This window comes from Hymenobacter volaticus (assembly GCF_022921055.1).
Lineage (GTDB): Bacteria > Bacteroidota > Bacteroidia > Cytophagales > Hymenobacteraceae > Hymenobacter > Hymenobacter volaticus.
The window spans coordinates 232,867-247,997 of the sequence record NZ_CP095061.1; the positions used below are offsets into that span (position 1 = coordinate 232,867).

Consider the following 15,131-nt stretch of genomic DNA (forward strand, 5'->3'; position numbering starts at 1 on the left):
TTATGATCCAAAAGCTCGTCAGTAAATAGGTTTAGTTGCTGATTGTAATTTTACTAGTGCTGTCTCTCTATTAATAGCAGAAAGACAGATAACTGAAGCTGTAGTAATAAGCGTTAGAAGATAAGATTATGGTAGCACCCCTCGTCCCAGCCCATTGTCAGAATTGCCCGCATCTGCATAAGTCACTGCTGGGTTCCTGCCAACTCAGTGAATTGGCAATGATTTCGGAGGGGAAGGTGCACCAGTCGTACCAGAAGGGGCAGCTGATTTTCGAGCAAGGCAGCCGAATCAGCGGTTTACATTGCATTCACGAAGGCAAAGTGAAGGTCTCGAAGGTAAGCGCCAATGGAAAAGAGCAAATTATCCGGTTGGCTAAGGAAGGCGACGTGCTCGGCTACCGTTCGCTGATGATGGGTAATGTCTACACCACGGCTGCTGTGGCCCTTACCGATTGTGTTATTTGTCAAGTGCCGCGCCTCGACCTTATGAGCATCATTGGGCAGAATCCGCAATTCACTGATTCGCTAACCCGGTTGTTGGCCAAAACGCTAGGCGAAGCGGAAGAGCGTATTTTACATACCGCGTACAAGTCGGTGCGGGAGCGGGTAGCAGAAGCCTTACTACTGCTACACGATGTCTTTCAGCCGAACACGAACACCGTCTTCAGCATCCCTGTTTCCCGCGACGATTTGGCGGCTTTAGCTAGCACAGCCAAAGAAACAGCTAGCCGTTTACTTTCCGAATTTCGCGACGAAGGTTTGGTGGCAACGCAAGGGAGCCGTATTAGGATCTTGAATTTGGATAAGCTTACCCAAATCTCTACCCTCAGCGACTAAATTACTACTCTAAACCAAGGTAAAGAGGTTCTGAAAATTCTTTCTCTCTTCCCAAATCCAGTCGGTTTTTTGGTTCGTATCTCCCCGCTCGGAAAAAAACCGGGCGGGGAGACTTGTTTTTATGGTGCTTGTTGCATAAGTTAGCATAAATATAATTTTATTGATCCCATAATGGGTTCCCAAATTGTAGAGCGTGGGAAAAGTTTGACAAGAATCATTTTTACATTTGACGAGAGTCATTTTTTATAGGTAGTGAATTAGGGAGATTTGTAAACCAAGCCAGCCTATTTCTACGACGATTGGTCGAGAAGTAAGGAGTTTCTAACCGGGCTTATTGACTGCTACATTTTACCCCTTATGGTAGGCCAACGCGTGGGTCTGCTTCCGGTAGAGAAAAGCAACCAAGAGCGTGAACGAATTGGCACTTCCCTCATCACTTTTATCCTAAAAAGTAAATGGCTTATTCAGTCAACAATCCCGCTGGTAAAGTAGTCCAGGACGTAATTACCGATCTGCCCAGCCTAACCGCCGTTGCAGTAGTTGATACTACTTCGGGTATGAGCCTTGCCTCACACTCCAATTCGCCTAGCATCAACCCCGATACCGCCGCGGCCTACAATACCGAGGTGGTGAAGCAGAAGCAAAAGGCAATGGCCGCCCTTAAGCTGAACGGTGAAAAGATTGAAGACATTCTGATTAGCCTTACCAATCAACTGCATCTTATTCGGCTCAACGATGCCGGTACCAAGTTTATCTACCTGGTAGTAAACTCCCGCGACACCAACTTGGCTATTGCCCGCGACGTGCTCCGTACCCACGCCAGCCAATTGAGTTAAATCAGTTGTGCATTTCCAGGTGATAGCTGGCAGCGTCAGCTACATCGCCAGGAAAGCGAGAGGGGCGGTTTCGCAAGGAAACCGAACATATTTTTTGCCTATCGCTGAGTGCTAGGAGCGCCAGCGTGTTTAATAGGCCTTATATGCAGATACCATTTCTTCAGCGCTTACAGGCACTAGCCAGACCTACCGTCGATAAGGTTGTGCCCGCAGGTTCCAGTCCAGAATCTATGGCCGCCGAGCAACTCCTCCAGCAAGTACTGGCGGGGCTGCCGGAGCTAATAGGAGCGGCAGTAGTGCAAATAGATTCCGGACAGACTTTAGCGTCTTATACCACCGCGCGGGAGTTCAATATCAGCAAAGTGGTTGGGTTCAACGCCGAAGTGATTCGGCAGCAACGCTTGGCTATGCAAGCGTTGCTGCTGCCAGCCGAAGAGCAGTTAGAGGAAATTCTGATTACGCTTCAAACGCAGCTGCACTTGTCGCGGCTGCTCCCCGATGGTCAATGCTTCTTGTATGCCGTCGTCGATTCTCGGGACACCAACTTGGGCATTGCCCGAAGCGTGTTGCGCACCTGCAATGCCTAGCGGGCTCATCCGGTACTCTTAATTAGGCTTCTCCTTTTTACTCTCACTTCCTAGTTTCCCTACTCTTATGAAATTGACAGCTTCTCCCTTCGATGAGCAAACCGGCGAATTGTTAGCCGTTTATCGTGATGCTTACCTAAGCGGCGATTTGAGCCGCTCATCGGCCAAAGCCGTGGAAGAGTACCTGCGTCGGGATGCCGATAAGGCCCACGAAACTCTCAACCGCTGGCAGCAATTGCATACCGAAGAGCCAGCTGCTTTGGCTACGCCAAACTGGGTGCAAAAGCAAGTGCAATCTATTCAGGCGCAGCCTGTGCGTTTCCGCCGCCGGGCCACCTCTATGGTTGCCGCAACGGCTCTGCTCGGCACAATGGTATTTGCCGGCACTAGCTTGCCCACCGACCGCACCGTGGAAAGCCTGCCAACCGAAACGATGATGCTTCCAACCGAAGCAGCGCTTGAGGCATCTTCGGCTTCGTCTGCCGCCTCTTCTATGCGCATGATTACGGTGCGCGGTCGGATTCTCAACGAAGAAGGTACTCCGCTGATCGGGGCCACTGTAATGCACCCAAGCAGCCGCCACGGCGTGTCAACCAACGCCGACGGCGAGTACGTGATGCACGTTCCGGCTGGCACTAGCAGCCTCAAGTACGGCTACGGTGGCTACCAGGACGAGGAGTTGGCCGTAAAAGGCAGCAGCACTGCCAACGTAACGCTACTCCCTAAAGGCAAGGTACAGAAGCGCCATTGGTGGCAGTTCTAAGCGCGCATTGCGCTTGAGCAGTACAAAGAATAAAGAGTTGTTGGGAAGTGCATGGGCTGTTAAGTACTCGTTGTCGGGCGCTACTACGCATGAGTCGACCAGCAACGCACAAAGAGTAAAAAACAGCTTTCGTAACCTGTCTGCGTGAAACCGAAATCGTACCGAAGAAAACCACCCAAACCGAAGCCGGCCGCTCCCGACCCGCTTGCCGCTCGGGTGGTGCAGCAGGTGCTCCTGGAGCTGCCCGAGTTGCTAGCGGTGGCAGTGGTAGATGTTGCCTCAGGCACCAGCCTGGCCGCACATTCCACTGCCACCATCAACCCCAACACGGCAGCTTCCTTTAATGCCGAAGTAGTTAGGCAGAAACAGAAGGCCATGGCTGCCTTGGAGCTTACCGATGAGCGCATTGATGATATCCTTATTACGCTGTCCAGCCAGTTGCATCTGCTCCAACTGACACCCGATAGCAGCCGGTTTATTTATCTGGTGGTGTCGGCGCAGTACACCAACCTAGGCATTGCCCGGGAAGTGCTACGGGCACAGGTAAGCCAGTTGGAAGCCTAGCCGCACAGCGTGTTTTTCTATATTCGAAGCTCCTTCTCTCACCTGAGAAGGGGCTTTTTGTTGTGTAACACCTATGCCGAGGCACTAGCGCAAAAGCAGCCAGCTGTTCTTAAACACGGAAGGCTCCTGATATTCCGTGCAAACCACCATGTTCCAGTAGGGCACGCAATAGCTACCCTAGTTGCTGGTCATCTGCAACGAGCAGACAGCTAGCAGTCTGAGAACGAATTGAAACTTATTTCGCGGGCGCAATCCTTTCCGAAAGGCATATCTCAGAATTACACCAGTTCACAACTTCGCCGTTCGTACCTTCGTGGCCGTTGATTTCCACCGAACTCACTTTCTGAGTATGAACCAATACGACGTTACCGTCATCGGCTCCGGTCCAGGCGGTTATGTAGCGGCTATCCGCTGCGCCCAGCTTGGCCTCAAAACGGCCCTCATCGAGAAATACGACACCTTAGGCGGCACCTGCCTCAATGTGGGTTGCATTCCCAGCAAAGCCCTCCTCGACTCGACCGAGCACTTCCACAATGCCGGCCACACCTTCAAGGAGCACGGCATTGAGCTGAGTGACCTGCAGATCAACATGAACCAGCTCATCGACCGTAAAAACGGGGTGGTGAAGGCCAATACCGACGGCATTCAGTTCCTGATGAAGAAGAACAAAATCGACGTCATTAAGGGCGTGGGTTCGTTCGTAGATAAGAATCACATCAAAATTCAGCCCACCGCGGGCGGCGAGGAGCAGCAGATCGAGACCAAAAATGTCATCATTGCTACCGGCTCTAAGCCCACGGTGCTGCCTTTCATCAAGCAGGACAAGCAGCGCATCATCACCAGCACCGAGGCCCTGAACATCCGGGAGGTGCCCAAGCACATGATCGTAATTGGTGGCGGCGTAATCGGGCTGGAAATGGCTTCTGTGTATGCCCGCCTCGGCGCGAAAGTGTCTATTATAGAGTTCATGGACTCCCTCATCCCCACCATGGACCGCGCCCTCGGCAAAGAGCTGAAGCGCATCCTGGGCAAAATTGGCATCGAGTTCTTCCTGAGCCACAAAGTAACGGGCGCTACCCGCGAGGGCGACGCCGTGACGGTAACTGCTACCAATCCGAAAGGCGAGGAAGTGAAGTTTGAAGGCGACTACTGCCTGGTAGCTGTGGGCCGCGTGCCCTACACCGCAGGCCTGAACCTGGAAGCTGCCGGCGTAGAAATGGAAGAGCGCGGCCGCATCAAGGTCGATGAGCACCTGCAAACCAACGTGCCCGGCATCTACGCCATCGGCGATGTAATTCGGGGCGCTATGCTAGCCCACAAGGCCGAAGAAGAAGGCGTGTATGTGGCCGAAACCATTGTAGGCCAGAAGCCGCACATCAACTACCTGCTCATCCCTGGGGTGGTGTACACCTGGCCGGAAGTGGCCGGTGTGGGCTACACCGAAGAGCAGCTAAAGGAGCAGGGCAAGGCCTACAAAACCGGCTCGTTCCCGTTCCGTGCCTCGGGCCGCGCCCGCGCCTCTATGGACCTCGACGGCTTCGTGAAAGTGCTGGCCGACAAGGAAACTGACGAAATCCTGGGCGTGCACATGATCGGCCCCCGCATCGCCGACCTAATTGCCGAAGCCGTAACGGCCATGGAGTTCCGCGCCTCCGCCGAGGACGTAGCCCGCATGAGCCACGCCCACCCCACCTACGCCGAAGCCATGAAGGAAGCCTGCCTAGCCGCTACCGAGAACCGCGCGATTCATATGTAATTCCGTATTTAAGCGTTAGTGAGGAAAAGAGGGCGGTACTCCTATGAGTACCGCCCTCTTTTTGCTTTACAGCATCTAGTAGCAGATAATCAATCACTTAGTTATCTTTAGTCGGGATGTTATGCTCTTTACAGTATGATGTAATCTCAGTATCTGATGAAAAGTAATTATCGCAAAATTCTTCCAGTTCTTTCTCGCTAGATCTTATATATCGGTCTTCCGCCTTCAGTATCTTATCGATTTTATCAATAAACTTATCGAAGTCATTATTAATATGACAAAGCTTGTCGATTGTCTTAAAATCAAGACTTTTAAAACTAGATTGATGAATAATTTTGCTTTCGTAAGGATTTGCTTTCAACTCAATTACCCCAATACCAAATGATTGATTGAGTCGGCTTATTTCGTCACTCAAATTATCACCTATTTCGAAGGCAACTAAATAACCATAGTTCGCCCAGCTCGAGTTTGAAACAGCTTGGAAATAGGCTTGTTTCAAATCGTAATCGGTGTTTATCTCTCGCTTGAGCTCGTACGAAGTTATTTTAAATGACTCTGCAACACTGATAGACTTGATAAGACTCTGACTGGTCCTCGTGTGCAGACGGGTAAAATTAACCCCAACCATATCTGGATGGATCCATTTTTGGTTATTGTCCTTGCTGTTTACAGATTGTTCGTGGTATATAGTTTTGGTAGATATGCCAACGCTTTTTAAGTATGTGCTGAATAATTTATGTAAGGATCGTTCACTGTATGAGGTCTTTTTCTGACTAGGTAGTTGTGTAACTTGTATAGATGTTGTTGCAATAGGAAAAATTGTATTTTCGTTCTTGCTTAGGTAATAACTAAAGTTGCCTTTGCCTGTACTTATTCTCTTTACCCTCGAATCACCATTTCGGATAAAACTACCGAGCATTGCTGAAACTGTAGCAGCTGGTGTTTTAGCCTGTCCGAAATCATAATATTTCTTTTGGACCACATGCCCACAAACTTCATTATGGGTAACTAAATTGCCTAGGTCTTCTAAGCTTTGAAGAATGGCTTCTTTGATAGTCATGGTGTGATTGATATGCAGGATTGAGTTGTGAGCAAAGAGGAAGTATACACTTTATAATTCGAGTCCTTTCTTTTTCTTCACGTCTTCTGCACCAGCTTAAACTCATTCTTGGTCACTTGGTACTGCTGGCCTTGGATGGTGATGGTTTCGCCTTCCAGCAGCTTACTTAAGTACTCAATGTCGCCCTCGATGGTGTATAGGGTGAAGCCATGCTTACGGGCCAGGGCGAGGTAGCGCGGATTGAAAAAGGCTGAAGCCACGAGCGCTTCAGCCTTTTTAGAATAAGGTAGCGCCTTACGGCTGTAGTTACCACAAGCCTAGAAAGCCCTTTTTTGCGGCGGCGTTAGGACGGTTTAGGTCCACTACGTCGGTGATGCCGTACTTCTCGAACTTATCGAGTAGAACCTCATAGCCTTTCCGCATTTTCAGGTCCATTTCTTCCTTATAGATGGCGTAAAGGCAGTAGAAGTTGATGGTCTTCTCGTCATTGATTTTCAACTCTCGAAATTCATCGGGTAGGCTAAGCGAAGGCAGCAGCAACATGCAGCCCAGCTTGGTATTAGAAGCATAGGGAGCCGCTTCTTCTCCGTTCGGGATGGTGTGCCCATGGCCAAGCCAAGTGTTGTACTCGTGGGGGAAACGGGCCAGAAATTTCAGCCACCGAATGGGCCAGTACGTGTTTTCGATTTCGTCGTCTTCATCGTCGGTATCGGGGCCAAGTTGGGGGAACTCCCAGGTGCTGGGCAGCAGAATACACAGTTCCGCGTAGCGCATGTCTTCCGCGCCTTCGGGAACTGTCATAGGTAGGTCGCTCATGCCAGAAGTGACCAGTACTTTAAATGGGAAATCGGCGCTAGGCTCCACGAAATGCACATCAATGTGCACCTTGTCGGAAATGAGTTCGTGAAAGACCCCGCTGACTAGGCCAATGTGACGCTCGATATGATCGGAAATGGCTTGGATAGCTTCATCATCGCCGGAGGCTAAGCTAAAATCAGCGGGCTCAACGTCTTCGTAACGATAAATCGGGCTGCCGGAAGCGGATAGTTCTTGCTCTGATTCGGGGTCCTGCTCTGTCATAGGATAGGGTAAATGAGAAATGAAAAGTTAGATAACGAAATGTAGCAACAAGCTGTCGAGCTGCAAGCCTGCTGCAAGAGCTAGAAAGGTAGGGTGGCGGCAGCGGCAGCGGGACTTCAACAAAAGCCTAACCGAGAAGGAGCACTCCAAAATGCCATTAGTTTTTAGTAACTAGGCTGGCGTAACACTATTCATACTTTCCTAGCAGTGATACACACTTGTTGGCGCCTGATATGCGCGCTCTTATTGGTTTTCCTGCCCACCACGCTTCTGGCTCAAACCAAGCTCACGCCGGCGCAGTACCAGCAGGACTTCGACTACTTCTGGACGACCGTCAACGAGAACTATTGCTACTTCGACAAGAAGCAGACCGACTGGGCGAAGGTGCGCACGTATTACGGGGCGCAGTTGCCGGGCATTACCACCAAGGCACAGTTTACGCGCCTGCTGGAAAACGCTCTCAACGAGCTCTACGACAACCACGCTTCCCTCTCCACCAACCTGCCCGACTCGCGCCGCTTGCTGCCTTCGGGCACCGATGTGTGGGTACAGTACCAGCAAGGCAAGGCGGTAGTGGTGGCAGTGCGCGCAGGGTACGGAGCCGAGCGAAGTGGCCTACGCCCCGGCATGGAAATCGTGGCGGTGAACGATGTGCCTATTGTGCAGGCGGTATCGCTCCTGCTAGGTAAGTGCCTGAAGACCGTAGACGAAGCCGCCCGTGAGGTAGCTCTCAACCAAGCCCTGGCGGGTACCCATACTACCCCGCGCAAGCTGACGGTACGCGTCCAAGGCAAGCGGCGCGACCTGTACCCTGACGCGCCTACCGCCCAGTTAGAGAACATCCGTTATCCACGTCTGCTGGAAAGCCAACAGCTAGGCACCATTGGCTACATCAAAATCAACAATAGCTTGGGTGATAACCGCCTGATGGCCGCTTTCGACAGCACCCTTGATGTGCTGGCTGCCACCACAGGCCTCGTGCTGGACTTACGAGAAACGCCCAATGGCGGCAATACCACTGTGGCCCGGGCCATCATGGGGCGCTTTATCACCGAGGAGCAGCCGTACCAACGCCATGAGTTTCCGGCCGAAGAGCAGCAGTTTGGCATCAAGCGTAGCACCTTAGAACTGGTATCGCCGCGGCTGCGGCCCTATACCCGGCCTTTGGTGGTGTTGGTCGGCCGCTGGACGAGCAGCATGGGCGAGGGCATCACTATTGGGCTCGACGCCATGCGCCGGGCCACCGTTGTGGGCACCGAAATGGCTCGTCTCAACGGCGCTATTACTTCGTTCCGGCTGCCGAATTCAGGTTTTGGTTTCAACATTCCTACTGAGCGCCTTTATCGAGTTGACAAATTGCCACGAGAAAACTTCGTGCCTGCCAAGCGCCCTAACCCAGATACAGAAGGAACGTCCGATGCAGGACTGGCCGCCGCCGTGCAGCTGCTTCAGAATACCAACAAACCCTGACTGCTGTTCACCTGGTAAGAAGTGGCACTGCCGATAACAGAAACGGGCTTATCATAACCTTAGTAGTTGCTTGTCCCTGTGTCTTAGCAATCTGCGAAGCTACCCAGGAGTTAAAACCACGTAGATGCGGTGCTGACTTTTGCGTGCGTTGCTAATGAAGAAGCTGCTCAGAAGTACCGTCATGTGTGGCTGCCTTTTCTGGCCGGTGCTTGCGTACGCCGGCGAGAAGGAGGTGAAGGCCGTGTTCCTGTTGCAAGGAGGAATTGGTGGAATACTGATTGGGGCCGGGCTCTACGCCGCGTTTATGGTGCTATCGGCCATGTTCTTCCGGAAGAAAACCACGGTAGCAACGCTTTTTGTGCTCTGCGTTGCCTTTTATATTTACATGCAATATCAGTCAATCTACTTCCTGGCCATTGCTTTGCATTTTATGCGCACACGCCAGATGCAGTATGAGTTTGGGGAGCTAACTAGCGTACTGATTTGGGTTTTGCTCCTTATTGGGATTTGGGGGTTGGCGGTATTCGGTATTGCACTGCGGATGTGGACAAGCCGGAACCGAGTCCAAAAGGCCAGTTCGCTAAGTGGGCAGTAAATACCAGTTTTAGATCTTGCCGTAAAAACGCGAAGTAACTCTGAGTCTTTAGCTTTCTGTTCTCTTAAACTTTGCGCGGGCCGGAGAAGGTTGCTGTCAAGCTCAAGCGTAACGCCTTTGCCGTATAGCACCCATAAAAAGCAGTATGTGGAAAAAGGAAACCTTGACGGCAAACCTTGCGAATAACGAACCCGCAGGGGCGCAGGCCTTAAAAAGCTTTGTGCTTGTAGCAGATCCAATTTTAAGTTTTCTCGTCACTCTCATGGCTAAGGACAAGAAGAAGCACTCGAAGAAAGGCGGTCAGTCAGACGACTTGCTTGACGAAGCAGCGGTAGCGCTCAAGAAGTTTCGCAAAGTCACCAAGCAAATCAACAAGCTGAGCACGGGCCAAAAGTTGGTAGGCGGCGTGGCCTTGCTGGCGGCTGGTCTAACGTATCTGGCGAAAAAGCAAGCGGAGGGTGGCCCCGCAACCGATGCCTCACCCGATGCCAAAGCAGCCGAGGAAACTCTAGCCAAGATGACGGACGAGAAAGAAGCGCCCATGCCTCCACTCAGAAAAAGTCCGCATCGGAGCAAGAAAAGCAAGCATATCCTGGACTAACGCTTGGCGCCAGCGGTAGCGGGTACAGCTTTTTTCAATGTTGCTACCAAGCCGCATACGCTGCTCGATGCAGGCTTAATTTCCTGCAAGCGAATGCAATGCGAACAGCAGCACCGCGAGCATGAGTTAGTGGTAAGAAACAAAAAAAGCTTTTCTGCTCTGCAGAAGCAGTTTTTTCTTGTAGGTATCAAATTCACTCTTACCTTTGCAGCACTTTAGCGAAAAGCACTTGTGCTGCGCTGAGGGAAATGGTTCGGTAGTTCAGTCGGTTAGAATGCCGCCCTGTCACGGCGGAGGTCGCGGGTTCGAGTCCCGTCCGGACCGCTTCGAAAGCAAGTACTTGCTTGAAAGCTTAAAAAGCCCCTTAGCAGACGCTAAGGGGCTTTTTTTATGTCGTTAGTCGGCATGCTGGTTATTTGCTTTTCAAGACGTTTTTCAGCTCTTGTATTCTGAACCGGTTATCTAGCTCGATGAATTCCTTCATCATAGCGGCATGACCGGCGCCAGCCAGCACCATTACCTTGTCGTCGGTGGGTTCTACCGTTTTCTGCACCAGCGAATACATGTACAAGTTGCGCCGGTACCATTCCGATACCAAATACGGGCCGGCAAAACTGCTAATAGTGCCCGCTCTGTTTACTCTATCGATATAGAAGGCTTTGTTGGCTGCGAACTCTTCTTTGGTGTTGAAGTCGAGCAAGAGCTGCGTTAGGGTGTATGTTTCTGCTTTCTTGTTGAAGTTGGTTTCCACCGCTTTCAAATCGCCTTCAATGCCCTTGATCAACGTTTCCTGGTGGGCTTCTTTCATTGCCTTCATCACGCTGTCGTATGGGAAAGAGGTCTTGTTGTAGTCGATGGCGTAAATCTTGGTCAGCTTCGCTTTTTTGCCGGCTCTGAAGGCTAGCTGGATAATCTCGTTTTTCAGGAAAAAGTCACTTCTTTTCGGGTTTGGGTATTTCGCCTTGATGTATTCCTCGTACTTCCCGCCGAGATACTGAGTGTAAAGTTCATCGAGCCCGGCTTGGTCGTCGGAAGACCATTCTACGAAGATTTTGTCGGGCGCAAACTGGCTGATTTTGTTGGTAATGGTTTCCAGTTCGGTCTGTACCTTCGGCGTCAGCACATCGAAGGTTTTCATCTTGGCTAAGTCGGCCCCCGGATTGTGAAAGTGGAAGGTGCCAATCAGTAGCAACTCGGCTTGTTTGGTTTGGGCCAAGCTGACCGTTGCGGTGCACAGGAATAGCAGGAATAGGTAAATTGTTTTCATGCAAGAAGTGGTAGAAAGGTGAAGCGAACCAATTAAGTAAATAGGGCTCTTCTGGGGCGCATGGCACCGGAAAGGCTAGTTTCCGAAAGCTACTGCATAGCTGCCATGCGGCCTATTACGCTTGGCATGATACAGGTTAGCCCGTTGCCGTTGTCTGGGCAAGACAAAGCAACACTTCAATTCCAGGGACCAGAGTGAAGAAGTAGCATCCAACCGCAAAAGCTCCGTACTTGCCGGTTATGCTTTCTGAACCAACCTACTTAGCGGCGCGCGTAGTCGCTCCTATGATTGAAACCCACTTTGCCCGCCATCATGGGGCAGCAGTTGCGCAGGATACCAACGCATTGGCCTCACCACCATCGGTGCACTTAGTGGAGGCGATGATTGACGCTGCCTTTTGGGCGAGTCTGCGCCGCGAAGAAGGGCACCCTCCCAAGATTTCGCTGGCGTTGCTAGAGCCGGGGCAGGCCACGCAGCCAGTAGTGTTCAATAAGCGCCGACTTATCCCGTACAACCTGCTCAAACTGGCCCCTGCCGTAGAGCTACCGGGTATTCATTTGGGCGTGTGGTACGACGAAGAAGGCCTTTACGTATGGGGCACGGCCACCGGTATTCCACCGCTGTGCTTGGTGATAGAGGTAATAGAGCCTGGCTTGCTTGTGGTGAAGCACCCCCGCGCCGATGGGTTCGGCAAGTTTGTGAACGTAGCCATTCTGCGCGGCGACCAACTGCAACTGGTTGACGCCGAAAGCGCCGCTATGGACGACTGCCCAGCCTTGCAAGCCTTTTTGCCGGGCCGTAGCCTGCCCACGACCACCGGGGAAACCGATAATGTGCTTGGCGAACTAGCCACCGTCATGCGGGCCCATGGCCGTGGTGGCTTAGTGTTGGTAGTGCCACCTAATTCCAAGCAGTGGCAAGAGTCTATTGTGCAGCCTATTACCTACCCTGTGCTGCCCGCTTATATTGGTATTGCGGAAGGACGGCAGCAGGAGCAGGCCAAGTGGAAATGGCGCGAGGAAATTCAGCGGGCCATTGGCATTGTGGGCGGCTTCACGGCCGTAGATGGTGCCACGGTGATTACCCGCGACTACCACTTGCTAGCCTTTGGGGTGAAAGTAGCCCGTGCCGAAACCAGTGTACCCGTTGATAAAATGGTGCTGACGGAGCCTGTAGTCGATAGTGTGGCCCGGTACCTACACCCAGCCCAGAACGGTGGCACGCGTCACTTAGCTGCCGCTCAATTTGTGTATGATCAGCGCGATGCGCTGGCGCTGGTAGCTTCGCAGGATGGCTACTTTACTGTGTTTGCGTGGTCCGAAACGCTACAAATGGTACATGCCCACCGCATCGACGTGCTACTGCTGTGAGTGCTGAAAGGAGCTGAAAACAACTTTGAAGCCACGCGGCATCATCTTGACTAGAGGCTTGCGTACTGTTCACGGTTCTAGCTCAACGCAAAGCGGCAGCAGCTCATAGGAACTGCCGCCGCTTTGTGCTAATGGCCGGAATTACTCGGTTGCCTTTTTCACCCCGACAGCGCTAGGGCCTTTCTGGCCCATTTCCACTTCGAAGGTTACTTTGTCGTTTTCTTTTATCGTGATGCCTCCGAGGCTGTTGGCATGCACAAAAACGCTTTCCTGCGTTTGTGAATCTTTGATAAAGCCGTAGCCTTTGGAGTCGTTGAAGAACGTAACCGTACCTTTCCGGAGCGGGTCTTCTTGCTCTTGGTCTTCTTGCTTGTATGCCCCGATGCGGACATCTTCGACCTTAATCTCCTTTTTCTTGGTGGGGTCGGGGGGAGTGGTCGAGATGTTGCCGTTTTCGTCTACATAGGCGAGCATCTCGTCAAGGTTCTGCCCTTTCTTAGCAGCAGCTTGGCGCTCTTCTTTGCGCTCCTCCTTGTCCATCTTTTTTTTCTGGCGCTTTTTCTCGTTCTCTTTCTTACCGAAGCTTGCTTGGGATTTCCCCATGTGTGTTTAGTTATTTGGTCTGAATGCTTTCACTTATAAAGTTAAGCATTTGAAATATAGTATAGAGTACTACAGTGAAGCACAGGCTAAAGTTCAGTAGCAATACGGCAAGCTGTGCAACTAGATGTAAGGGGCACATGCCGAAGCAGCAAGCATGGAATGAACCCCGTGAACATCGTAAGCCAGCAGGAGCAAACAGTTTCGCGCAATTAGCGCTATGTTAAGGGTTTAGCTTCTCATTTAATATAGGTGTATGAACGACGCTGCTCCGCCGCCTGCCTTAAAGAAAGTGCTGAGGCCACTGCACCTATGGGCTATTGCGGTGGGGCTGGTTATTTCCGGTGAATACTTTGGCTGGAACTACGGCTGGGCTGTTTCCGGTACCGTTGGCTTTCTGGTGGCTACGCTCCTGATTACGGTGCTCTACGTCACGTTTATTTTCAGCTTCACCGAGCTAACCACGGCTATTCCGCAGGCGGGTGGGCCGTTTGCTTACGCGCATCGCGCGCTAGGGCCAGTGGGAGGTTTTGTAGCAGGCTATGCCACGCTGGTAGAATTCTTGTTCGCGCCGCCGGCCATTGCGTTTGCCTTGGGCAGCTACGTGCATTTTCTGTATCCGAGCGTGCCCGTGCTGACGACGGCACTAGGTAGTTACGTGCTGTTTATCGGCATCAACTTGTTAGGTATCAAGGAGTCAGCGCTGTTTTCGTTGGTGGTTACCTTGCTGGCCGTAGCGGAGTTGCTGGTGTTTATGGGACTGGTAGCCCCGCATTTCAAAGCCAGCAACTTCCTCGCCGACCCGATGCCGTTTGGCGCCGCGGGGGTATTTGCAGCCTTGCCGTTTGCCATCTGGTTTTACTTAGCCATTGAGGGCGTAGCGATGGTGGCTGAAGAAGTGCAGGACCCCCGGCGCACCATTCCCATCGGTTACACCTATGGGCTGGTTACGCTGGTGTTCCTGGCGCTAGGTGTGATGGTGCTAACCGGCGGCGTCACCAACTGGCACCGCCTCAGTGACATCGACTACCCGCTGCCCGAGGCGTTGAGCTACGCACTGGGCAAGGGTAGCCCCTGGACTAAGGTGTTTGCCAGCATCGGCTTGTTTGGCTTGGTGGCCTCGTTTCACGGCACCATCATTGGGTACTCGCGGCAGGTGTTTGCGCTGGCGCGGGCCGGCTACTTACCGAGCTTTCTGGCCCGCGTCAACCCGCGGTTTCAGACGCCGCATTGGGCTCTGGTGGCCGGTGGGGTAGTAGGCTGCATTTCGCTGCTAACCGGCACTACCGACAAACTTATTATCCTGTCGGTGCTTGGCGCGGTGCTGATGTACCTAATAAGTTTGCTTAGCCTGTTTGTGCTGCGGCGGAAAGAGCCGAATCTGGCACGGCCGTTCGTTACGCCGTTCTATCCGTGGTTTCCGCTGGTTGCCACCATCTTGTCGGTAGTGAGTTTGGGGGCTATAATGTACTACAACTGGCTGCTAAGCTTAGTGTTTTTCGTAAGCCTTGCACTGCTGCTAGGGCTGTATGTAGCGCTAGGATTAGCAAAGCCCGGTGTAGCAGTATCAACTCAGGAAAGTAGCTGAATTGTTGTGTGGAAGAAAGCCGCAGTCGAAGCATCTTGCTGATGTGTTGCCAGTTTTCACATCTCCCGTCATGCTGAGCGCAGCCGAAGCATCTCGCGTGCTGATGTTGTGGTTAGCAATCCAGTGTCAGCACGCGAGATGCTTCGGCTGCGCTCAGC

Annotated in this window: 17 protein-coding genes and 1 tRNA gene; 13 read left to right on the forward strand and 5 right to left on the reverse strand. The window is 52.1% G+C overall.

Annotated elements, in window-relative coordinates:
- The first annotated feature begins 218 nt into the window (after positions 1-218).
- The 6 genes from MUN86_RS00955 (at position 219) to lpdA (ending at position 5,342) form a co-directional block, all read left to right on the forward strand.
- On the forward strand, positions 219-836 hold the full coding sequence (locus tag MUN86_RS00955; protein ID WP_245120725.1) for a Crp/Fnr family transcriptional regulator: 618 nt from the start codon (positions 219-221) through the stop codon (positions 834-836).
- Positions 837-1,291: 455 nt separating this feature from the next.
- Complete coding sequence (locus MUN86_RS00960) at positions 1,292-1,672, forward strand: hypothetical protein (RefSeq protein WP_245120727.1); 381 nt, start codon at positions 1,292-1,294, stop codon at positions 1,670-1,672.
- A 143-nt stretch (positions 1,673-1,815) separates the two neighbouring features.
- Positions 1,816-2,259, forward strand: a complete 444-nt coding sequence (locus MUN86_RS00965; RefSeq protein WP_245120729.1) for a hypothetical protein — start codon at positions 1,816-1,818, stop codon at positions 2,257-2,259.
- Positions 2,260-2,326: 67 nt separating this feature from the next.
- Entirely contained in the window at positions 2,327-3,022 is a 696-nt protein-coding gene (locus tag MUN86_RS00970) for a carboxypeptidase-like regulatory domain-containing protein (protein ID WP_245120731.1), read from the forward strand.
- Positions 3,023-3,166: 144 nt separating this feature from the next.
- Positions 3,167-3,586: a hypothetical protein gene (locus MUN86_RS00975; RefSeq protein WP_245120733.1), complete on the forward strand. Its 420-nt coding sequence runs from the start codon at positions 3,167-3,169 to the stop codon at positions 3,584-3,586.
- Positions 3,587-3,935: 349 nt separating this feature from the next.
- Entirely contained in the window at positions 3,936-5,342 is a 1,407-nt protein-coding gene (gene lpdA, locus MUN86_RS00980; RefSeq protein ID WP_245120735.1) for a dihydrolipoyl dehydrogenase, read from the forward strand.
- A 97-nt stretch (positions 5,343-5,439) separates the two neighbouring features.
- On the opposite strand, the gene MUN86_RS00985 is transcribed toward lpdA, so the two are convergent.
- The 3 genes from MUN86_RS00985 to MUN86_RS00995 all read right to left on the reverse strand — a co-directional run bounded on the left by MUN86_RS00985 (position 5,440) and on the right by MUN86_RS00995 (position 7,482).
- Positions 5,440-6,402: an HTH domain-containing protein gene (locus MUN86_RS00985; protein ID WP_245120737.1), complete on the reverse strand. Its 963-nt coding sequence runs from the start codon at positions 6,400-6,402 to the stop codon at positions 5,440-5,442.
- A gap of 77 nt (positions 6,403-6,479) precedes the next feature.
- On the reverse strand, positions 6,480-6,662 hold the full coding sequence (locus tag MUN86_RS00990; protein WP_245120739.1) for a hypothetical protein: 183 nt from the start codon (positions 6,660-6,662) through the stop codon (positions 6,480-6,482).
- Positions 6,663-6,708: 46 nt separating this feature from the next.
- Positions 6,709-7,482 carry a suppressor of fused domain protein gene (locus tag MUN86_RS00995; RefSeq protein ID WP_245120741.1) on the reverse strand — a complete coding sequence of 258 codons (774 nt, stop codon included), beginning with the start codon at positions 7,480-7,482 and terminating at the stop codon, positions 6,709-6,711.
- A 207-nt stretch (positions 7,483-7,689) separates the two neighbouring features.
- Here MUN86_RS00995 and MUN86_RS01000 point away from each other — a divergent pair, with 207 nt between their 5' ends.
- The 5 genes from MUN86_RS01000 (at position 7,690) to MUN86_RS01020 (ending at position 10,472) form a co-directional block, all read left to right on the forward strand.
- Positions 7,690-8,952, forward strand: coding sequence for a S41 family peptidase (locus MUN86_RS01000; protein WP_245120743.1), 1,263 nt, complete (start codon positions 7,690-7,692; stop codon positions 8,950-8,952).
- A 154-nt stretch (positions 8,953-9,106) separates the two neighbouring features.
- On the forward strand, positions 9,107-9,547 hold the full coding sequence (locus MUN86_RS01005; protein ID WP_245120745.1) for a hypothetical protein: 441 nt from the start codon (positions 9,107-9,109) through the stop codon (positions 9,545-9,547).
- A 262-nt stretch (positions 9,548-9,809) separates the two neighbouring features.
- Complete coding sequence (locus MUN86_RS01010; protein ID WP_245120747.1) at positions 9,810-10,148, forward strand: hypothetical protein; 339 nt, start codon at positions 9,810-9,812, stop codon at positions 10,146-10,148.
- Positions 10,149-10,151: 3 nt separating this feature from the next.
- Positions 10,152-10,367 carry a hypothetical protein gene (locus MUN86_RS01015; RefSeq protein ID WP_245120749.1) on the forward strand — a complete coding sequence of 72 codons (216 nt, stop codon included), beginning with the start codon at positions 10,152-10,154 and terminating at the stop codon, positions 10,365-10,367.
- 31 nt (positions 10,368-10,398) lie between these two features.
- Positions 10,399-10,472: transfer RNA gene (locus tag MUN86_RS01020), tRNA-Asp, on the forward strand.
- Positions 10,473-10,560: 88 nt separating this feature from the next.
- On the opposite strand, the gene MUN86_RS01025 is transcribed toward MUN86_RS01020, so the two are convergent.
- The gene (locus MUN86_RS01025; RefSeq protein WP_245120750.1) at positions 10,561-11,415 is read right to left on the reverse strand and encodes a DUF5694 domain-containing protein; all 855 of its coding nucleotides are present in this window, start codon (positions 11,413-11,415) and stop codon (positions 10,561-10,563) included.
- Between the two features lie 239 nt (positions 11,416-11,654).
- Between MUN86_RS01025 and MUN86_RS01030 the strand changes: the two genes are divergently transcribed.
- On the forward strand, positions 11,655-12,785 hold the full coding sequence (locus MUN86_RS01030) for a putative sensor domain DACNV-containing protein (protein WP_245120752.1): 1,131 nt from the start codon (positions 11,655-11,657) through the stop codon (positions 12,783-12,785).
- A 141-nt stretch (positions 12,786-12,926) separates the two neighbouring features.
- On the opposite strand, the gene MUN86_RS01035 is transcribed toward MUN86_RS01030, so the two are convergent.
- On the reverse strand, positions 12,927-13,388 hold the full coding sequence (locus MUN86_RS01035) for a cold-shock protein (protein WP_245120754.1): 462 nt from the start codon (positions 13,386-13,388) through the stop codon (positions 12,927-12,929).
- A 253-nt stretch (positions 13,389-13,641) separates the two neighbouring features.
- Between MUN86_RS01035 and eat the strand changes: the two genes are divergently transcribed.
- Positions 13,642-14,973, forward strand: coding sequence for an ethanolamine permease (eat, locus tag MUN86_RS01040; protein ID WP_245120756.1), 1,332 nt, complete (start codon positions 13,642-13,644; stop codon positions 14,971-14,973).
- The last annotated feature ends 158 nt before the right edge of the window (positions 14,974-15,131 follow it).